The following is a 19,285-nucleotide window of genomic DNA, read 5'->3' on the forward strand; positions in this document are numbered from 1 at the left end:
AAGGTTCTCGATGAAGCGACTGCTCGCACTGGCGGTCGCCGCACTGGTCGGGGGCGCCGTTCTCACGGCGTCCCCGGCCACCGCGGCCCCGCAAGCAACCGGGACCGGCACCGGGTTCTGGCACGCGTCCGGCTCCCAGCTCGTCGACGCCACCGGCGCGCCGGTCCGGATGACCGGCGTCAACTGGTTCGGCGCGGAGACCGGCAACTACTCGCCGCACGGCCTGTGGAGCCGCAACTACAAGGACATGCTCGACCAGATGGCGGGCCTCGGCTACAACACGCTGCGGCTGCCGTACTCCAACCAGCTCTTCGACCCGGGCGTCAAACCGAACAGCATCGACGCCGTCCAGAACCCGGACCTGCAGGGGCTTTCCGGCCTCCAGGTGCTCGACAAGATCATCGCCTACGCCGGGACCAAGGGCATGCGCGTGATCCTCGACCAGCACCGGCCGGACTCCGGCGCGCAGTCCGCGCTCTGGTACACCAGCGCCTACCCCGAGAGCCGCTGGCTGTCGGACTGGACGATGCTCGCCCAGCACTACAAGGGCAACACCACCGTGATCGGGGCCGACCTGCACAACGAGCCGCACTCGATCCAGGGTGGCGGGGGAGCGTGCTGGGGCTGCGGGGACACCGCGACCGACTGGCGCCTGGCGGCCGAGCGCGGCGGGAACGCCGTCCTGGCCGCGAACCCGGACTGGCTGGTCATCGTCGAGGGCGTCGACTGCGTCAGCGGCACCGGCGACCCGCAGTGCGGCTGGTGGGGCGGCAACCTCTCCGGCGCGAAGACGTTCCCCGTGCGACTGTCCAAACCGGACAAGCTCGTCTACTCGGCCCACGAGTACGCGACGTCGGTGTTCGCGCAGCCGTGGTTCTCCGACCCCTCCTTCCCGGCGAACCTGCCGGCGCTGTGGGACCACTTCTTCGGCTACCTGCAGAAGCAGAACATCGCGCCGGTGCTGCTCGGCGAGTTCGGCACCACGCTCGCCGACCCGCGCGACAGGACCTGGCTGCAGGAGCTGTTGAAGTACGCCGGCACCGGCGCGACCGGGATGAGCTTCACCTACTGGTCGTGGAACCCCAACTCCGGCGACACCGGCGGCATCCTCAACGACGACTGGACCACCGTCAACCAGGCCAAGCAGGCGATCCTGCAGCCGTACCTGATCCCGCCGGCCGGTGGTGGCGGCGGGACGACCGAGCCGCCGCCCGCGGTGAGCTGCGCGGTCACCTACCACGTCGACAACGCGTGGCAGGGCGGGTTCGTCGCCTCCGTGACGCTCAAGAACACCGGCTCCACCCCGCTGAAGGCCTGGTCGCTCGGCTGGACCGAGCCTTCGGGGACGCAGATCACCGGCGGGTGGGGCGCCACCGTCACGCAGTCCGGGCAGCAGGCGAGCGCCAAGGCGCCGTCGTGGGCGCCCGACCTGGCCGGCGGCGCTTCGACTTCGATCGGCTTCCAGGCCACCGGTCCGTCCACCGATAGCCCCAGCGGCTTCGCCGTCGGCTCCACCAGCTGCACCGCCTGACCCGACAACACGAAGGAGCACACTCGATGAGGAGTGAATTCTGGTCCCCGAAGCGGAAGGTGCGGCTCGCCGCGGCTTCCTCGGTGACGGCCGCCGCGGTCGTCTCGGGTCTTTTGGTGGCCGGCGGCAGCCCGGCGACCGCCGCCACCGGCTGCAAGGTGACCTACACCGTCAACCAGTGGGACACCGGGTTCACCGCGAACCTCGCGGTGACGAACCTCGGCGACAGCGTCTCGAGCTGGGACGTCCAGTGGGACTTCGCCGGCAACCAGCAAGTGCAGCAGGGCTGGAGCGCGACGTTCAGCCAGTCCGGCAAGCACGTGAGCGCGAAGAACCCGTCGTGGGGCGGCACGCTCGCCTCGAACGCGACGGCGAACTTCGGCTTCAACGGCTCCTATTCCGGCACGAACGCCGTCCCGACGTCGTTCACGCTGAACGGCGTCGTCTGCACCGGCGGCACCGGTGGGCCGACCACCACGCCGACGACCCCGACCACCCCCACGACCCCGACCACGCCCACCACGCCCACGACGACGCCGCCGCCCGGGACGCACGTGGACAACCCGTACTCCGGGGCGAAGGGGTACGTGAACCCGGACTGGTCGGCTGAGGTGAGCGCGGCGGCCGCGGCCAAAGGCGGCACCCTCGGCGGCCAGATGGCCAAGGTGGCGAACACGTCCACGGCCGTGTGGCTCGACCGGATCGCGGCCATCGAGGGCACCTCGAGCGCCCGCGGCCTGCGCGGGCACCTCGACGCGGCGCTGGCCCAGCAGAGCGGCGGGACGCCGGTGACGATCCAGATCGTCGTCTACGACCTGCCGAACCGCGACTGCGCGGCGCTGGCGTCCAACGGCGAGCTGCAGGCCGGTTCGGACGGCCTGGCCCGGTACAAGAGCGAGTACATCGACCCGATCGCGTCGATCCTCTCGGACTCGAAGTACGCGCCGCTGCGGATCGTGGCGGTCGTCGAGCCCGACTCGCTGCCCAACCTGATCACCAACACCGCGACGGCCAAGTGCGCCGAAGCGCAGTCCACCGGGGCGTACACGCAGGGCATCCAGTACGCGCTGAACAAGCTGCACGCGATCTCCAACGTCTACAACTACCTGGACATCGCGCACTCGGCGTGGCTGGGCTGGGACAGCAACTTCGGCCCGTTCGTCAACCTGGTGAAGCAGGTGCTGCAGGGCACCACGGCCGGGGTGAACAGCATCGACGGCTTCATCAGCGACACGGCGAACTACACGCCGCTGACCGAGCCGAACCTGCCCGACCCCAACCTGACCGTCGGCGGCCAGCAGCTCAAGTCGGCGACGTTCTACCAGTGGAACCCGTACTTCGCCGAGGTGCCGTTCGCCACGGCGATGTACAACGCGTTCGTCGCGGCCGGCCTGCCCAGCGGCATCGGGATGCTGATCGACACCTCGCGCAACGGCTGGGGCGGCTCGGCCCGGCCCAGCGGCGCGTCGGGGTCCACTGTGGACGCTTACGTCAATTCGGGCCGGATCGACCGGCGGCTGCACCGCGGCAACTGGTGCAACCAGAGCGGCGCCGGGCTGGGCGTGCGGCCGACGGCGTCGCCCGCGGCGCACTTCGACGCCTACGTCTGGATCAAGCCGCCGGGTGAGTCCGACGGCGCGAGCTCGCAGATCCCGAACGACGAGGGCAAGGGCTTCGACCAGATGTGCGACCCGACCTTCCACGGCAGCCAGCAGGCCAACGGCGGCAACCTGACCGGCGCCCTGCCGAACTCGCCGCTGTCCGGCAAGTGGTTCGAGGCCCAGTTCGAAGAGCTGGTCCAGAACGCCTACCCGCCGGTGCAGTAGCAAAGCTCCCGGGCCGGGCGGTGCCGCGCAGCCGCCGTCCGGCCCGGGATTCCACCCCTCCCGACTCGGCAAAGGAGCCTCCATGAAGAACCGGCTACGGGCCACACTGGCGTCGTTCGGAGCCCTGACCGTGCTGCTCTCCGGCGGCGTCGTCGTCGCCGCGCCACCGGCGTCCGCGGACACGCAGCTGTGCGACAAGTACGGCTCGCTGCGCATCCAGGGCGGCAGGTACATCGTCCAGAACAACAACTGGGGCGACGACACGACCCAGTGCCTTTCGGTGTCCACCACCGGCTTCACCGTGACGACGGCGTCGCACAACCGGCCGACCAACGGCGCTCCGGGCAGCTATCCGTCCGTGTACGCCGGCTGCCACTACGGCAACTGCAGCAGCGGCAGCGGACTGCCCCGGCAGGTCCGGTCCCTGGGCTCGCTGCGGTCCCATGTGGACTACACGACCGTCCAGGCCGGACAGTGGGACGCGGCCTACGACGTCTGGTACGACCCGAACCCCAACCCGGCCGGGCAGAACACCGGCGCCGAGGTGATGATCTGGGGCAACCACCGCGGTGCCCCGCAGCCCGTCGGCAGCGTGATCGGCACGGCGCAGCTCGCCGGGGCGACGTGGAACGTCTGGTTCGGCACCATCGGCTGGAACGTGATCTCCTACGTCCGCACGTCCGGCACGGACAGCCTCGACGTGAACCTGAACGACTTCACCCGGGACGGCGTCACCCGCGGCAAGATCAGTGACGCCTGGTACCTGACGAGCGTCCAGTTCGGGTTCGAGCCCTGGCAGGGCCAGACCGGGCTGGGCGTGCGCTCGTTCAGCGTGTCGGGCTAGCGGTCCCCGCGGCTGAGATCCTTCGAGAAGGACAGCCGGTCCAGGCCCGGCCCGTCGTAGTCGGGCTGGACCGGCAGTCCTTCGAACTGCTTCGGCCCCGGCTCGGTGACGAACCCCATCCGGGTGTGGAACGCGTGCGACGCCTTGTTGACCGGCGAGGTGATCGCCCGGACGCTCGTGCGGCCGTTGGCCCGGCTGTAGGCGAAGAACCGCTCGTACAGCGCGGCGCCCAGGCCCCGGCCGCGCTCGGCGGGGTCGACGCCGACGAAGTGGATGTAGCTCTCGGCCGGCCGGGACGGCGAGAGGAACCCGATCAGGAACGCGACGATCCGGTCGTCGCCGGTGACCAGGAAGCTGCTGCCGGTGAAGTGCTGGAACATCAGCTTCGGGAGGAGCAGGGCCCGCTGGCGGGTGCCTTCTTCCCCGCCGAGCCCGCCCCACCAGGCGTCGAGCACCGCGAGGACGGGCAGGTGGTCGTCCGGGCCTGGGTGGCGGACGGTGTGGCCGGCGAGCGGGCTCAGGTCGGGAGTCGTCACGCGGCCAGGGTGCCGCACGGGGGAGGGGCGCGCGAGCGGGTTTCACGACGTCCTGCTTACAGACCACGGACAGGAGTTCACCGGGTGTCCTTCCCTGACGAAATGCCGCCCCGGAGCCCGGAGGTGTCCCGTACCGGCCACCACTCAGGGCACGATCCGGCGCACGCCGATCAGCACCTGCTGCCACACCGCCGCCTGGTCGGCGCCGCGCTCCACGGACTTGAGCGCGGGCGCGATCACCTCCTCCTGGATCTTGCCGTCGCCCGGGCCCTTGTACTGTGGCTTCCCGACCTTCCGGGCCTGGGCGGCGAACACCTGGCCGCTCAGCGCGCCGCCGAAGTAGCCGTTCATCTCGCTGAGCAGGTCGGGCGAGGTGAAGGCGTCGACCTGGCTGGGGAAGTTCCCGCTCACCCGGAACGCGTGCAGCTGCTGCTCCGGCGCGGTCAGCCACGCGGCGAGCGCGGCGGCCTCCTTCGGGTGCCCGCTCGCCGACGGCACCGTGAGGTAGGAACCGCCCCAGTTGCCGCCGCCGTCGGGGAACGCGTCGGTGATCGCCCACTTGCCCGCGTTGCCGATCCCGGCCTGCTGCTCGATGACGCCGAGCATCCACGAAGGACAGACCTTCGTCGCGAAAGACCCGAGGCGCAGGCCGTTGTTGCCGTCGTCGGCGAACGCCGTGAGCCCGGCCGACTGGCCTTGCTGCACCGCGGTGGTGACCTGGTTCCAGGCGTCCCGCAGCGCGGTGTTCGTCTCGAGCGTCGGGTGGTCCTGCCGGTCGAGGTAGCCGACGGGCAGCTGGTTCACCATGGCGTTGAAGTTCTGCGCCGCGGAGTCGAACCACGGCTTGCCCTTGGCGCGCTTGACGTACTTCTCGCCGGCTTCGAAGTAGCTGCCCCAGGTCGCGAACATCGTCTTGACCGAGCCGGGGTCGGTCGGGAGGCCGGCGGCCTCGAGCAGGTCCTTGCGGTAGCACATGGCGAGCGGGCCGATGTCCGTGCCGTAGCCGACGAGCTTGCCGTCCTTGCTCCGGCCCGCCTCGTACTTCCATTCCAGCCACCGGCCGGGTTTCACGTCCTGTGGGCCGACCGCGGCCAGGTCGGCGAACTTCCCGGCCTGCGCGAGGACGTCGGCGAGATGGCCCTCCTCGACGGCCTGGATGTCGGCGAGCCCCTGACCGGTCTTCAGCTTGGCCAGCAGGTCCTGGTGGTAGGGGCCGCCCTGCTCGGTCTTCACCTGCCGGATGTCGATCCCGGGGTGGGTGAACTCGTAGCCGGGGATCAGGTCGTCGTAGCCGAACTCGCCGAACGTCGCGAGGGTGAGCGTGATGCGCTCGGGCGTACCCGGACCGCAGCCGCCGGTCAGCACGAGCAGGACGACGGTGACGGCGACGGCCAGCCGTCTTCGGACCAACCTCATGCGCACCCCGATCCACTCTCACTCCCTCGTGACTGGGAGCGCTCCCGGACGGAGTCTCGTTTCCGCGGGCGGCGGGTGTCAAGGTGCGCGACAGCGGGTGTTCGCGCGGATACGCCGGCGGGCCGGGGAGGTGCGTGGTGAAGCGTCCGACGATCACGGACATCGCCCGGCAGGCGGGCGTCTCCAAGGGCGCGGTGTCGTACGCGCTCAACGGCCGCCCGGGCGTCTCGGAGGCGACCCGGCACCGGATCACCGAGATCGCCCGCCAGCTGGGCTGGTCGCCGAGCAGCACCGCGCGGGCGCTTTCCGGCGGCCGCACGGGAACGATCGGCCTGGTGCTCGACCGGCCGTCCGAAGTGTTCTTCCCGGCCCTGCTCGACGGCTTCGAGCCGGAGCTGCTGCTGCAGGTCGCGGCCGGCCGAGACGCGGCACTGGCGGTGTACCGCCGCTGGCGCGCCGAGCGGAAGGTGGACGGCGTGCTGCTCACCGGTCCGGCCTGCGCGGCGGAGCTGGTGCGGATCGGCCTGCCGGCGGTGCTGCTCGGCGGGCCCGGCGGGGTGCCGGGCGTGCCGTCGGTGTGGGTGGACGACGTCGCGGGGGCCGCGGAGGCGCTGGAGTACCTGGCCGCGCTGGGGCACCGGCGCGTGGCCCGGGTCCCGGGCGCGGCGGCGTTCGCGGATCCCGTCGCGCGGGAAGCGGCGGTGGACGCGGTGGCGTGGCGGACGGGGCTCGGCGGGACGCGGAACCTCCGCACGACGACCGCTTCCGGACCGCAGGCCGTCGTGCCGCCCGGTGCCGGAGTCCTCACCGAACCCTCCGCCGACGCGGTCCGCCGTGTCCTTTCGAGCCGGCCGCGGCCCACGGCCCTCCTCTGCGACACCGACGCCCTGGCCGTCGCCGCGCTGGCCGCCGCGCGGGAGCTCGGGCTGGCCGTGCCCCGCGACCTGTCGGTCGTCTGCTGGGACGACACCCCGCTCTGCTGCCTCGTCCGCCCCGCGCTCACCACGGTCCGGCGCCCGCTGGCCGAACTCGGCTCGCTCGCCGCGTCCCTGCTTCGGGACCTCCTCACCGGGGAAGACGCCGGCGACGTCTGCGCGTCCCGGCCGCGGCTGGTCACCCGGGGCAGCACCGGTCCCGTCCGCTGACGGCACCGGTGCCACCGTCCACACGCGACCCTCAGGTGCCCTGGCAGGTCGGCGACGGCTGGGCCGGGTTCGTCCCCGCGGCGGTCACCACCAAGCCGAACGTCGTCGAGCCGTCGGGGGCGACGCGGCCGTTCCAGTCGGCGTTGCGGACCGTCACCACCGAGCCGGACTGGCTCAGCGTCCCGTTCCAGACGCTGCCGATACTCTGCCCGCTCGGCAGCGTCCAGCCCACCTGCCAGCCGTTGTACGCCGTGGTGCCGTGGTTCATCACCGTCACCGTGGCCTGGTAGCCGCCGCTCCAGGCGTTGGTCACCTCGTACATGGCCATGCACGAGCCGCCTGACGGCGGGGGAGAGGTGGGTGTGGTCGGCGGGGTGCCCGGGTCCTTCACACCGGTGACCTCGCCGTGCCCGCCGTCGAACGTCACGTCGGAGCAGCCGTAGAACGTCTCGGTGCTGTCCGAGCGCTTCCACACCGAGTAGATGATGTGCCGCCCGGACTTGTTCGACGGCAGCGCGCCGGTCCACTTGTACTGCCCGTCGACCGTGCCGACCTGGCCGGTCACCGGCGGGTGGTCCACCGTCAGGAACGGCTGGTCCTCCAGCTCGTCCCAGGTGAGCGGCGCGTTCGGGTTCCAGCCGTCCTTCGTGACGTAGGTGTAGAACCAGCCCGGGTGCGCGGCCCAGGCGTTGTAGGAGAAGTCGAACGCGGCCCCGGCGGTCAGGTGCGTCAGCGGCCAGTCGCCGACCTGGTCGAAGCCGGCGTAGCCCGGGTTGCCGCCCGAACACAGCTTGCCGTCCGGGATGAAGCCGCGCGTGCGGCCGGCGCCGTCCGAGCGCAGCACGGCGAACCAGTTGTACAGCGCGTTGGCGCCGCTGGTGGCCACGGCCGCCGCGCAGGCCGGGTTCTGCGGGATGATCTGGCCGGTCGAGCTGAGCCCGTCCTGCCAGCACAGGAAGGTCCGGCTGCCCGGTTTCATCATGGCGCCGTGCGCCTCGGCGGTGCCGGTGTTCAGCAGGACGGCCGTCAGACTCGCCAGCAGAACGGTGACGGCGGCGAGGATCGTACTTCGTCTCCTGGTCACGTCAGTCCCTTCGTCGGGTAGCGTGCTTCGAAGACTGGGAGCGCTCTCAAGGTCAGGATACGCGGTGGCGCGCACTTCCGGAACAGCCCGCGGTGGGCGTGGAAGGCGGCTTGCCCTACGTTGGCGGAAGTCGTCGGTCACCGAGAAAGGCACAGAGTGGACATCCCGTCTTCCGTCCCGGCTTGGGTGCGCGCCGAACCCGCGCGCCTGCTCGGTTTCGCCGCCCGCGCGGCGCACCCCGATGGCGGGTTCGCCTGGCTCGACGACACCGGGCAGCCGGTCCTCGACCGGCCCGTCGAAACCTGGATCACCTGCCGGATGACGCACGTCTTCGCGCTCGCGCAGCTGCAGGGCGCGAACGCCGGCGAGCAGGTCGCCCACGGCGTCGCGGCGCTCAAGGGGCCGCTCCGCGATCCGGACCACGGCGGCTGGTACGCGACGACAACGTTGTCAGAGAAGCGCGCCTACGAGCACGCCTTCGTGGTCCTGGCCGCTTCGAGCGCGGTCGCGGCCGGCGCCGAGGGCGCGGAACCGCTGCTGGCCGAGGCCCTCGACGTCGTCGAACGCCGGTTCTGGGAGCCGGGCGCCGGCCGGGTCGCCGACGTCTGGGACCGCGGCTGGACCGAGCTGGAGGACTACCGCGGCGCCAACGCCAACATGCACACGGTCGAGGCGTTCCTGGCCGCCGCCGACGTCACGGGCGACCGGGTGTGGGCCCGCCGCGCACTGTCCATTGTGGAACACCTGGTGCACGGGGACGCCCGTGCCCACGGCTGGCTGCTCCCGGAGCACTACGACGCGGGCTGGCACGTGCTCCTGGAGCACAACCGCGACGAGCCCGCCCACCCGTTCCGGCCGTTCGGGGCGACCATCGGCCACCTCTTCGAATGGGCCCGGCTGGCCGTCCACCTCAAGCGGGCCCTCGGCGACGACGCGCCGGAGTGGCTGGTGCCCGACGCGGCCGCGTTGTTCGCGACCGCGACCCGGGACGGCTGGGCCGTCGACGGCAACCCGGGCTTCGTCTACACCACCGACTTCGCCGGGACGCCGGTCGTGCGCACCCGCCTGCACTGGGTCGTCGCGGAGGCGATCGCCGCCGCGTGGACCCTGCACCAGGAGACCGGCGAGGCCGCCTACCTCGACCGGTTCCGTGCCTGGTGCGACCACGCCGAGGCCTGTTTCGTCGACCGCGAACGCGGGTCGTGGCACCACGAGCTGGACCCGGAGAACCGGCCGGCCGGCACGGTCTGGGCGGGCAAGCCGGACATCTACCACGCCTACCAGGCGACGCTGCTGCCCGCGTTGGTGCCGGCCGCGTCGTTCGCCGGGGCCTTGATCACCCGCGGCTAGACTCGCGGCGGACCCTAAGGAGAACCATGTCGCCTTTCGTCGCGGCCGGAGACCGGTACTCGGGCATGCCGTACCGGCGGGCCGGGCGCAGCGGGCTGAAGCTGCCCGCCGTGTCGCTCGGCCTGTGGCACAACTTCGGGGACGACAAGCCCCTCGACGTCCAGCGCGCGGTGCTGCGCCGGGCGTTCGACCTCGGCGTGACGCACTTCGACCTGGCCAACAACTACGGCCCGCCGCCTGGCGCGGCCGAGGCGAACTTCGGCCGGCACTACGCCGCCGACTTCCGCCCGTACCGCGACCAGATCCTCGTGTCGTCCAAAGCGGGCTACCTGATGTGGGACGGCCCGTACGGCGAGTGGGGCTCGCGCAAGAACCTCCTGGCCAGCCTGGACCAGAGCCTCGCCCGCACCGGCCTGGACCACTTCGACGTCTTCTACTCCCACCGCCCGGACCCCGAGACGCCGATCGAGGAGACCATGGGGGCCCTCGACACCGCGGTCCGGTCCGGGAAGGCGCTCTACGCGGGCATTTCGAACTACTCGCCGGAGCAGACGGAAGCCGCGTTCGCCGCGCTGAAGGAGCTCGGGACGCCCCTGCTGATCCACCAGCCGTCGTACTCGATCCTGAACCGCTGGGTCGAAGACGGCCTGCTGGACACCCTCGACGAGCACGGCGTCGGCTCGATCGCGTACTCGCCGCTGAGCCAGGGCCTGCTGACCGACCGCTACCTCGACGGCATCCCCGCCGGCTCCCGCGCGGCCGGGGCGAGCCCGTTCCTGACGAGCGACCGGATCACCGAGGAGAAGCTGACGACGATCCGCGCGCTGAACGACGTCGCCAAGCGGCGCGGGCAGTCGCTGGCACAGCTGGCGATCGCGTGGGTGCTGCGCCGCGGGCGGGTCACCTCGGCGCTGATCGGGGCCAGCAGCGTCGTGCAGCTCGAGAACACCGTCGCGGCGACGAAGAACCTCGAGTTCTCCGGCGACGAGCTGGCCGAGATCGAGCGGATCGTCGCGGGCTAGCAGCCGAGGCGCGTGGTGCCCAGCGCGACGTCGTCGAACCAGAGCGTGTCGGCGTCGGTGCCGTAGCTCTCCCAGCCGAGCCGCAGGTCGGTCACGGCAGGGTGCCACGCCCGGGCGAGCCACTGCTGGTCGACGTCGGCCGTGGGCACGCCGTCGACGACGAGCCCGGGTACTTCGGTGCCGTCGAGCCACGTCCGCAGCTGCCCGCCGGCGCCGTCGATCTCGAACTCGAAGCACGACCAGGTGCCGGTCGGCAGCGGGACGCTCTGCGCGACGCCGGCCGGGCTCTGCGCGGGGAGCGTCGCGTCGTCGGACTCCCGGTTCCACTGCAGGGCCCGGTTCTGGCCGCCGGCCCGCAGGTCCCGGCCGCCGTCCGCGGTGTCGCGCAGCGCCATGAAGGTGACGTGCCCGGCGGGCAGCGGCGTGCTGTGCCGGACCCAGAACCGGCCGTACAGCACGCCGGCGCCGGGCAGGCTCGTGCCGAAGAAGGCGTGGTCGCAGTAGCCGCCCTGGCCGGTGACCTTGACCGAACGGGTGCCCGAGTGCGCGACCGCGGAGTCGACGGTGACCGTGCCGGTGCCCTGGCAGTTCGCCGCGCCGACGGCCCAGCGGCCGCTCGGCGCGCCGCCGGTCTGCTGTTCGAAGTCATCGCAGAACGTCGTGCCCGGGCAGGCCGCGGGTGGCGGTGTGGTCGTCGTCGGCGGGGGAGTGGTGGTCGGGTCCCCGCAGGCGACGCCGTTGAGGGCGAAGTCCGCGGGCTCGGCGTTCGTGCCGCTGTAGGTGGCCTGCAGGCCGAAGGAGACGGTGCCGCCGGCAGGCAGCGAAGCGTTGTAGGGCAGGCTTTCGGCGGTGACCGCGGTCCCGCTCTGGCGGACCGTCGCGTTCCACGCCGACGTGACGGCCTGGTTGCCCGCGTAGTGCCAGGTGAGCGACCAGGACGAGAGCGCCGTGGCGCCGTTGGTCACGGTGATCTCGGCGGTGAACCCGGTCTGCCACTGGTTGACGCGGTAGCCGACCGCGCACGCGGGGGTGGCGGTGGCCGGCGCGGCGACGACGACCGCCGTGGTGCCCGCGGCGGTGAGGAGGCAGAGCGCCGCGAGGGCGGCGGCGAACCTGGTCATCGGGCCTCCCGGGGCGCGGACAGGGGCGCCGCGGCAGGCACCGCGACGCCCCTGGGTGGTTGGCCGCGTTCTGGTGAGGCGACCTGGCATGGGAGCGCTTCCAGCCGCCGGGAAAGGTAGCGCCGGCGTGTCGTCCTTGTAAAGCGCGACCCGGACGCGGCTCGATCCGGTGGTCCGTTTTCCGCTGCGCCGCGCCGCCCGGCGGGCACTGAACGTTCCTGAACGGCCGAAGTCGTTGGCGTTCCGGAGATCCCGTGGTCGCACTGCGCTACCGGCCCGAGCCGGAGAATGCCGCCGTTGGAGTGGAATCCGGAAACCGGGGCAAGATCGCCGCGGGGTTTACACGGATCGGGGTGCGCGGTACTGTCCAGCGCTGCTGGGAGCGCTCTCACGATTCCGTTCGGTACCAAGGGAGTGATCGATGCGTTCCGGACCAGCACTGCTCGGCGCCCTCGGCGCGCTCGCCGTCGTCGGCGCGACGACGGCGTTCACCCTGGGCACGCCGTCGCCCGCGGCGGCGGCGACCGCCTGCGAAGTCGGCTACACGGTGAACGACTGGGGAAGCGGCTTCACCGCCGACCTGACCTTGAAGAACCTCGGGACGGCCCCGCTGTCGGGCTGGCGGATCGACTACGCCTACACCGGGAACCAGCGGCTCCAGCAGGGCTGGAACGGCACCTGGGCGCAGTCCGGCCGGACCGTCACGGTCACCCCGGCGACCTGGAACGGCACCATCGCCCCGAACGCGTCGGTCACCGCCGGCGCGAACTTCGGCTACAGCGGGACCAACGCGGCGCCGGCGTCCTTCAGCGTGAACGGCGCGCCCTGCGGCGGCACCCCGCCGCCGACCACGCCGACCACCACGACGTCGGCCCCGCCGCCCTCGGGCGCGCCCGCCCTGCACGTCTCCGGCAACCGGCTGGCCGATGCCGCGGGCAACCCGGTGACGCTGCGCGGCGTGAACCGCTCCGGCGCCGAATTCGCGTGCGTGCAGGGAAACGGCCTCTTCGACGGTCCGATGGACGCCGCGTCGGTGGCCGCGATCAAGAGCTGGCACGCCGACGCCGTGCGCGTGCCGTTCAACGAGGACTGCTGGCTCGGCCTGTCCGACGTGGACCCGCGCTACGCCGGCGAGACCTACCGCGCGGCGCTCAAGTCCTATGTGGACCTGCTGCACCGGAACGGGCTCGTCGCGATCCTCGACCTGCACTGGACCCACGGTGCCTACACGGGAAACTCGTCGGCGTGCGGTGACGTCGACGCCACCTGCCAGAAGCCGATGACCGACGCCGAGCACTCGGTGGACCTGTGGACGTCGGTCGCGACGACGTTCAAGGGCGACGACGCCACGATCCTGGACCTGTTCAACGAGCCCTACCCCGACCGCGCGGTGCCCGGCCCGGCCCAGGCGTGGACGTGCTGGCGCGACGGCGGCTCCGCCTGCTCCGGCATCGGCTACCCGGTGGCGGGCATGCAGGCGCTGGTGAACGCGGTGCGCGCGACCGGCGCGACGAACGTGCTCATGCTGGGCGGGCTCGCCTACGCCAACGACCTCACCGGCTGGCTGCAGTACGAACCGAACGACCCGGCGGGCAACCTCGTCGCCTCGTGGCACTCGTACAACTTCAACGCGTGCAGCTCGTCGTCGTGCTGGGACAGCCGGCTGGCACCGGTAGCCGCGGCCGTCCCGCTCGTGGCCGGGGAGATCGGCGAGAACGACTGCGCGAGCGGCTACGTCACCGGGCTGATGGACTGGCTCGACCGGCACCAGGCGTCCTACCTCGGCTGGACCTGGAACACCTGGAACTGCTCGACCGGCCCGGCGCTGATCTCGGCCTACGACGGCACGCCGACGGCGTTCGGGGCGGGCGTCCGCGCGCGGTTCCTCGCGGCCGGGTGACCCGGGCGAGGGGTCCGGGTCACCCTGTCCGGTGACCTGACCGGTCCGGGGGGCTGCGTTCCAGGCCCTGCACGTGCATACTGTCCCCGCCGGACCGCCCCAGCGGCGTCCGGACCCGAGGTGCCGGCCGATGACCCCCAGGTCGGCCGGCACCCCTCACTCCGGCTTCTTTCCCCGCGCGTTCGTCACATCCTGGGCCCACGCTGTCACGCTGCGGTACTGTCTGCTTCGTGCACCCGTACTCCGGAAGTCGTTGGATGAACGATGAGTCGACAGGCCAAACCGGGCAGTAAGCCGTATCGTGCACAGCTGCGCGACCGCCTGGCCGCCTTGGGGTTTCCCGAAGGGGCGATGCCGGCGCGGGTCGCGGAGAACCTGATCGTCGAATGCCGGATCCCGCCCCGCACCGCGTGGCGCCTGGCGTCGGAGCTTTCCCTCGACGTCGCGGCGCACCGCTACAACGCCGTCACCGGCGACCCCCGCGCGGGCATGCGCGGCACCCGGATCTGGGAGTACGAGCAGTGGCCGGAGCGGGGCGTCCGGCCCACCGTCGCCGCCCTGCGCGTGCTCGCCGAGGTGTACGGCACCAGCTGGAAGTCGCTGCTCGGGCTGCGTGACCTCGAGCAGCTGCCGGCCAAGGACCTGGCCGAGTACCACGCCGACACCGCGGCGCCGTGCCCGCCGGAACCCGCGCCGGCCGCCGCCCGGCCCGCGCGCGCCGGCCGCCGCGTCGAAGAAGCGCCGGAGACCGACGTCGGCGCCAGTGCCCTCGACGACGCGATCCTGTTCACCAAGACCAACGTCGACGACGTCCAGCTCGACGACCTGTGGTCCGATCTGGACTTCCTCGGCAACGGCTACACGCGCACGGCGCCGGACGCGGTCCTCAGCCAGCTCGCGGTCGTCGAAGAGCGGACCTCGGCGCTGCTGAAGGGCCGCCAGCGGCCGAAGCAGACCCAGGACCTGCTGCTCATCGGGGCGAAGTGCACCGCGATGATGGCCTGGATCTCGGGCGACCTCGGGCGGTACGGGCTCTCCCGCCGGTACAACTCCGCCGCCTGGCTCTACTCCCAATACGCGGACGACTACCTCGCGCGCCGCTGGGTGCGCACGGCCCAGGCCCGCGTCGCGTTCTGGGCGGGCAACGGCGTCGAGTCCGCGAAGCTCGCGGCGGACGGGCTCAACTACCACGTGGGCGGCCGGATCACGGACGCGCCGCTGATCCTCGCCGAGGCCCGCGGGTGGTCGTCGGTGCGGGCGGAACAGCAGGTGCTGGACGCGATCGCGCGGTGGACCGCCATCGAGGACCCGGAGCTCGGCGCGGGCGGCGAGGACCGGTTCTTCAACATCACGAAGGACCGCCGGCACTACATGGCCGGTACTTCGCTGCTGTCCGTCGGGCAGGCGTCCGCCGCGCTGCGCGAGTTCACGACCGCGCGCGAGGCTTACGAAAAGCTGTCCCTGGAAAGCCGCTGGGAGGCCATGGAACCGATGATCCGGATCGACACCGGCCGCGCCCACCTGCTGCTCGACGATCTCGAAGGCGCCGCCGCGCAGGTCGAGCCGCTGCTGGCCACCGACGTGGCCAAGCAGCCGGACATGGTGCACGCCATGCTCGGCGTGCTGGCCACCGAGCTGGCCGGCCCGCGCTGGCGCAAGGCGGCGACCGCCCGCTACCTCGCCGAAGCACTCCCGGACGTCCGCGCCTCGGCGGGGCTGTGACGCCCGAACCGACCAGAACCCAGTGGGAGAACGTGGTACCGGACGATCCAGCGTGTCCCGGTGAACGGGACCCGGCGGCCGGGGTCGGCCGCACCCACCGCGACGTCGTCGTGGTCGCCGACCGGTTCGGCCGGTTCGCCCGCGGCGACCGGGTGCTGACGATGACGGGCCTGCTGGCGCTCATCGAAGCGGCCGGCGCGGACGAACCGTGCGGCGAGCCGGTCGAGTGGGTCGTGCACGCCGGGCAGGGCGTCGACGAGACCGACTGCGACCTCATCGAGGCCGCCACCGAAAAGGGCCGCGCTCCGGTGCGCCTGGCCGACCGGGACACCTTCCGGCAGCCGCGCGCGCGGGCCGGGATCGTCCACAAGGACCGGCCCCGCAACGTCCTGCTGTCCGGCGTGCACTCGCCGGCGGACCAGCTTTGCCGGGCGGACCTCCGGATCCACCGCGACAACGAGCTGATCCTCGACCACCACACCGGCGAGCACGTGCAGGGCATCGTGATCGTCGAGGCGATGCGGCAGATCTGCATCGCGCAGTTCGAAACGGCGGTCCGGCCCGGCCTGGGCCGGCTGGGCTACGCGGGCGTGTGGCAGCGGATCGACCTGTCCTTCCAGGACTTCCTGTTCCCGCTGCCGGCCACGGTCGAGTCGCTGATCGAGGAGTCCGACCTCGCCCGCGAGACCAACCTGAAGTTCCGGGCCGTGACCGCCGTGCGCCAGCACGGCCGCACGATCGCCACGGCCGTCATCGAGTACGCCATGATCGCGCAACGGCGCATCGACGCGCTGGAACGCCGGAAAGCCGACCAGGCCACCCGGGCCTACCTCGGGTGAGCCGCAGTCACCACGTGAAAGGGGAGGGCATCACGATGCCGGAAACGCAGGACGCGTCCTTCGCCCAGGGCCTGGAGCTCATCCAGCGGCTCGGCGGCGCGGAGCGGCCCGCAGTGCTGGACCTGTTCGCGAGCATCGGCGAGGCCGAGTTCGGGGAGCAGTGCGTCGGGTTCATCTACGGCGACGTCTACCACCGGCCCGGCCTGCCGCTGCCCGAGCGGCAGCTGGTGACGGTCGCGGCCCTCACCGCGCTCGGCTACGCGGGCTCGCAGCTGCAGTTCCACGCCAAGGCCGCGCTGAACGTCGGCTGCGGCCGCCGCCAGCTCGTCGAGGCGGTCATCCAGATCAGCTCGTTCGCCGGCTTCCCCGCCACCCTGAACGCCCTGGGCGAGCTGAAGGCCGTGTTCGAAACCCTGCCGCCCGAGGAGCCGCCGGCCGAACCGCCCGCCGACCTTCCGTGGGCCGGCATCGAGGACCGCTACGAGCGCGGCCTGGCCGCGTTGAAGGCCGTCGACGGCGAAGCGGGGGAGAAGGTCGCCGCGGCGCTCGCGGACATCGCGCCGGACCTGGCCACCTACATCGTCGAGTTCACCTTCGGCGAGCTGTACAACCGGCCGCACCTGGACCTGCGGCACCGCGAGATCGTCACGGTCGCCGCGTGCGTCGCGCTGGGCACCGCGCTGCCGCAGCTGAAGGTGCACATCCACGCCCTGCTCAACGTCGGGGGCACCGAGCAGGACGTCATCGAGACGATCCTGCACCTGGCGTTCTACTGCGGTTTCCCGGCCGCGCTCAACGCCATCGGCGCCGCGCGCGAAGTGTTCGCGCAGCGGTGACCGGCCTGCGGAAGCTGCGTGCCGTCGCGCTGGACTGCGACGGCGTCCTCATCGACGACACGTACCTGGCGATGATCGCCCGGTACGTCCGCGACCACGGCGGTGTCTACGACGAAGCGGCCGAGCGGGACGTGATCGGGCTGCGCGACGTCGTCGTCGCCGAGAAGATCACCCGGCTGTGCGGGCTCGACCAGCCGGCGGAGAAGACGCTCGAGCAGCTGTGGGCGGCCCGGCAGGAGTACCTGGCCGAACACCCGATACGCGTCGCCGAAGGCGTGCGGGACTGCCTGGAGGCGCTCTCGAAACTGCCCGTCCGGCTGGTCTGCTACGGCGGCCGGACCCGCGAGCACACCTTCGACCGGTACCTCGGGGAGTACGTCGACCTGCTCGACCCGGAAGTGCCGTACGTCAGCATCAACGAGCACCGGCCGGGCGTCGACCACATCGCCCGGAGCGTGCTCGGCGTCGGCTTCGACGAGATCGTGTTCGTCGACGACGTCAGCCGGGTGGCCGAGGACGCCCGCGCGCACGGCGCCGGGTTCGTCGGCTTCCCCGGCAGCCCGGCCCACGCGCGGCAGCGGGAGTTCATGGCCGGCTACGGCGTCCGCCACTTCGCGACCTCGCTCGCCGAACTGACCCCACGACTTCTGGAGATCGTCGACGCGGAGCTCGCGACTTCGACACACTGGCCGGGTTGAGGAGTTCCCGCACCCTTGGAGCCGCTGTGAAGTCCTTTTCCCTGCCGCGTCCCGGCGCCGAGCTCGTCCTGGCCGAGCGTGCCGTTCCCGAACCCGGTCCCGGCCAGGTGCTGGTCCGGCTGCGCGGGTGGGCGCTCAACGCCCGCGACCTGATGATCCTGAAGGGTTTCTACCCGATGCCGGTGAAGCCGGACGTCGTGCCGCTGTCCGACGGCGCGGGCGAGGTCGTCGCGGTCGGCGACGGCGTGCGCGCGTGGTCGGCGGGCGACCGGGTGGCCGCGACGTACTTCCCGAGATGGCTCTCGGGACCCGGTACCCCGGAGAAGACGGCCGAAGACCTGTCCGGCTCGCTCGACGGAGTGCTCGCGGAGTACGCCGTCTTCGCCGAGGACGCGCTCGTCGCCGTCCCCGCGCACCTGGACTTCGCCGAGGCCTCGACGCTGCCCAGCGCCGGTGCGACGGCGTGGCGCGCGGTCGTCGAGGAAGGCCGGGTGACGCCGGGCCAGACCGTGCTGACCCAGGGCAGCGGCGGGCTGGCGACGTTCGCGCTGCAGTTCGCCGTGCTCGGCGGCGCCCGCGTGATCGCGACGTCCAGCTCGGACGAGAAGCTGGCCCGCCTGCGCGCCCTCGGCGCGGCCGAGACGATCAACTACACGACGACGCCGGAGTGGGGCGTGGCGGCGGCGGAGCTGACCGGCGGCGGCGTCGACCACGTCGTCGACGTCGGCGGGGGCGGCACGATCGGCCAGTCGATGCTCGCCGCCCGGCCGGGCGGGCACGTCAGCGTCGCCGGCGTGCTCACCCACGAGGGCGCCGCCGACCCGGTGCTCGTGCTGGTCAAGCAGCTGACCCTGCGCGGGTTGACGAACGCGTCGAGGGAGACGTTCCAGGCCATGAACCGGGCCGTCGAGCACAGCGGGCTGCGGCCCGTGATCGACCGCCGGTTCGCCTTCGAAGAGGTCGCCGACGCCGTCAAGCACCTCGAGTCCGGCACCCACGTCGGGAAGGTCGTGCTGGAGAGCGCCTGAGCCGCTCGCGGCCAGGGGTAACTTTTGCCCGCCCGGCTGGGTAGATCCGTACCGCCGCGACCACGTATTCGCAGCTCAGCGGGGTTTCGGGGTGGAAGAAAGTCCTCTTTCGGCAGGAATGGCGGCCGGTGACCACAACCGGGAGAGTGATAGCTACCAGGGCGTCGCCCGAGCAGGCTGCGGATGCTCGGGCCGGCCGCTCCGGGCTGGGGGCGCGGGGAGGGGGTTTCAACCGCCTGGGGGTGGGTTGAAACCCCCTTCCCGCCTGCGCCGCCGACCCGCCCGAACGGGTCCGGCGCGCACGTCCGGGTTCACCGTCTCCCCGACCTTGCGGTGAGCCCGGACTCTGCCCGATTTGCCCGGCTCCCGGGATTCCCCTTCACGGCC

Annotated in this window: 16 protein-coding genes; 12 read left to right on the forward strand and 4 right to left on the reverse strand. The window is 72.0% G+C overall.

Going from position 1 to position 19,285, the window contains the following annotated elements:
- The first annotated feature begins 10 nt into the window (after positions 1–10).
- The 3 genes from ACYVLJ_RS46120 to ACYVLJ_RS46130 all read left to right on the forward strand — a co-directional run bounded on the left by ACYVLJ_RS46120 (position 11) and on the right by ACYVLJ_RS46130 (position 4,201).
- Entirely contained in the window at positions 11–1,531 is a 1,521-nt protein-coding gene (locus ACYVLJ_RS46120) for a cellulase family glycosylhydrolase (RefSeq protein ID WP_460443466.1), read from the forward strand.
- Between the two features lie 26 nt (positions 1,532–1,557).
- Positions 1,558–3,357 (forward strand): glycoside hydrolase family 6 protein, encoded by a 1,800-nt coding sequence (locus tag ACYVLJ_RS46125; RefSeq protein WP_460443467.1) that lies wholly within the window; start codon positions 1,558–1,560, stop codon positions 3,355–3,357.
- Between the two features lie 82 nt (positions 3,358–3,439).
- The gene (locus ACYVLJ_RS46130; protein WP_460443468.1) at positions 3,440–4,201 is read left to right on the forward strand and encodes a glycoside hydrolase family 12 protein; all 762 of its coding nucleotides are present in this window, start codon (positions 3,440–3,442) and stop codon (positions 4,199–4,201) included.
- Here the strand turns inward: ACYVLJ_RS46130 and ACYVLJ_RS46135 are convergent.
- Together ACYVLJ_RS46135 and ACYVLJ_RS46140 are read right to left on the reverse strand one after the other, a co-directional pair.
- Complete coding sequence (locus ACYVLJ_RS46135; protein WP_460443469.1) at positions 4,198–4,737, reverse strand: GNAT family N-acetyltransferase; 540 nt, start codon at positions 4,735–4,737, stop codon at positions 4,198–4,200. The two genes, ACYVLJ_RS46130 and ACYVLJ_RS46135, sit on opposite strands and share 4 nt — an antisense overlap.
- A gap of 144 nt (positions 4,738–4,881) precedes the next feature.
- Positions 4,882–6,153, reverse strand: coding sequence for an ABC transporter substrate-binding protein (locus tag ACYVLJ_RS46140; RefSeq protein WP_460443470.1), 1,272 nt, complete (start codon positions 6,151–6,153; stop codon positions 4,882–4,884).
- Between the two features lie 137 nt (positions 6,154–6,290).
- On the opposite strand from ACYVLJ_RS46140, the gene ACYVLJ_RS46145 reads away from it, so the two are divergent.
- The gene (locus tag ACYVLJ_RS46145; RefSeq protein WP_460443471.1) at positions 6,291–7,298 is read left to right on the forward strand and encodes a LacI family DNA-binding transcriptional regulator; all 1,008 of its coding nucleotides are present in this window, start codon (positions 6,291–6,293) and stop codon (positions 7,296–7,298) included.
- A 31-nt stretch (positions 7,299–7,329) separates the two neighbouring features.
- Here the strand turns inward: ACYVLJ_RS46145 and ACYVLJ_RS46150 are convergent, their stop codons facing one another.
- Positions 7,330–8,382, reverse strand: a complete 1,053-nt coding sequence (locus tag ACYVLJ_RS46150; protein ID WP_460443472.1) for a lytic polysaccharide monooxygenase auxiliary activity family 9 protein — start codon at positions 8,380–8,382, stop codon at positions 7,330–7,332.
- 156 nt (positions 8,383–8,538) lie between these two features.
- Between ACYVLJ_RS46150 and ACYVLJ_RS46155 the strand changes: the two genes are divergently transcribed.
- Both ACYVLJ_RS46155 and mgrA read left to right on the forward strand, forming a co-directional pair.
- Entirely contained in the window at positions 8,539–9,732 is a 1,194-nt protein-coding gene (locus ACYVLJ_RS46155) for an AGE family epimerase/isomerase (protein WP_460443473.1), read from the forward strand.
- A 26-nt stretch (positions 9,733–9,758) separates the two neighbouring features.
- Positions 9,759–10,754: an aldo-keto reductase family protein gene (mgrA, locus tag ACYVLJ_RS46160; RefSeq protein ID WP_460443474.1), complete on the forward strand. Its 996-nt coding sequence runs from the start codon at positions 9,759–9,761 to the stop codon at positions 10,752–10,754.
- On the opposite strand, the gene ACYVLJ_RS46165 is transcribed toward mgrA, so the two are convergent.
- The gene (locus tag ACYVLJ_RS46165; protein ID WP_460443475.1) at positions 10,751–11,875 is read right to left on the reverse strand and encodes a cellulose-binding domain-containing protein; all 1,125 of its coding nucleotides are present in this window, start codon (positions 11,873–11,875) and stop codon (positions 10,751–10,753) included. The genes mgrA and ACYVLJ_RS46165 overlap by 4 nt on opposite strands.
- Positions 11,876–12,296: 421 nt before the next feature.
- On the opposite strand from ACYVLJ_RS46165, the gene ACYVLJ_RS46170 reads away from it, so the two are divergent.
- The 6 genes from ACYVLJ_RS46170 to ACYVLJ_RS46195 all read left to right on the forward strand — a co-directional run bounded on the left by ACYVLJ_RS46170 (position 12,297) and on the right by ACYVLJ_RS46195 (position 18,898).
- Positions 12,297–13,775 (forward strand): cellulase family glycosylhydrolase, encoded by a 1,479-nt coding sequence (locus ACYVLJ_RS46170; protein WP_460443476.1) that lies wholly within the window; start codon positions 12,297–12,299, stop codon positions 13,773–13,775.
- A gap of 351 nt (positions 13,776–14,126) precedes the next feature.
- The gene (locus ACYVLJ_RS46175) at positions 14,127–15,497 is read left to right on the forward strand and encodes a hypothetical protein (RefSeq protein WP_460443477.1); all 1,371 of its coding nucleotides are present in this window, start codon (positions 14,127–14,129) and stop codon (positions 15,495–15,497) included.
- Complete coding sequence (locus ACYVLJ_RS46180; protein ID WP_460443478.1) at positions 15,494–16,336, forward strand: AfsA-related hotdog domain-containing protein; 843 nt, start codon at positions 15,494–15,496, stop codon at positions 16,334–16,336. The genes ACYVLJ_RS46175 and ACYVLJ_RS46180 overlap by 4 nt, the downstream gene beginning before the upstream one ends.
- 35 nt (positions 16,337–16,371) lie before the next feature.
- Positions 16,372–17,172, forward strand: coding sequence for a carboxymuconolactone decarboxylase family protein (locus tag ACYVLJ_RS46185; RefSeq protein WP_451972079.1), 801 nt, complete (start codon positions 16,372–16,374; stop codon positions 17,170–17,172).
- On the forward strand, positions 17,169–17,870 hold the full coding sequence (locus ACYVLJ_RS46190; RefSeq protein WP_460443479.1) for an HAD family hydrolase: 702 nt from the start codon (positions 17,169–17,171) through the stop codon (positions 17,868–17,870). The genes ACYVLJ_RS46185 and ACYVLJ_RS46190 overlap by 4 nt, the downstream gene beginning before the upstream one ends.
- Positions 17,871–17,896: 26 nt before the next feature.
- Positions 17,897–18,898 (forward strand): zinc-dependent alcohol dehydrogenase family protein, encoded by a 1,002-nt coding sequence (locus tag ACYVLJ_RS46195; RefSeq protein WP_460443480.1) that lies wholly within the window; start codon positions 17,897–17,899, stop codon positions 18,896–18,898.
- The last annotated feature ends 387 nt before the right edge of the window (positions 18,899–19,285 follow it).

The organism is Amycolatopsis stemonae (genome assembly GCF_054781455.1).

What these genes read in the sequence shown, in the direction of transcription:
- ACYVLJ_RS46120 (WP_460443466.1), top strand. Translation starts at nt 11, where the DNA reads ATGAAGCGACTGCTCGCACTGGCGGTCGCCGCACTGGTCGGGGGCGCC.
- ACYVLJ_RS46125 (WP_460443467.1), top strand. Translation starts at nt 1,558, where the DNA reads ATGAGGAGTGAATTCTGGTCCCCGAAGCGGAAGGTGCGGCTCGCCGCG.
- ACYVLJ_RS46130 (WP_460443468.1), top strand. Translation starts at nt 3,440, where the DNA reads ATGAAGAACCGGCTACGGGCCACACTGGCGTCGTTCGGAGCCCTGACC.
- ACYVLJ_RS46140 (WP_460443470.1), bottom strand. Translation starts at nt 6,153, where the DNA reads ATGAGGTTGGTCCGAAGACGGCTGGCCGTCGCCGTCACCGTCGTCCTG.
- mgrA (WP_460443474.1), top strand. Translation starts at nt 9,759, where the DNA reads ATGTCGCCTTTCGTCGCGGCCGGAGACCGGTACTCGGGCATGCCGTAC.
- ACYVLJ_RS46165 (WP_460443475.1), bottom strand. Translation starts at nt 11,875, where the DNA reads ATGACCAGGTTCGCCGCCGCCCTCGCGGCGCTCTGCCTCCTCACCGCC.
- ACYVLJ_RS46170 (WP_460443476.1), top strand. Translation starts at nt 12,297, where the DNA reads ATGCGTTCCGGACCAGCACTGCTCGGCGCCCTCGGCGCGCTCGCCGTC.
- ACYVLJ_RS46175 (WP_460443477.1), top strand. Translation starts at nt 14,127, where the DNA reads ATGCCGGCGCGGGTCGCGGAGAACCTGATCGTCGAATGCCGGATCCCG.
- ACYVLJ_RS46185 (WP_451972079.1), top strand. Translation starts at nt 16,372, where the DNA reads ATGCCGGAAACGCAGGACGCGTCCTTCGCCCAGGGCCTGGAGCTCATC.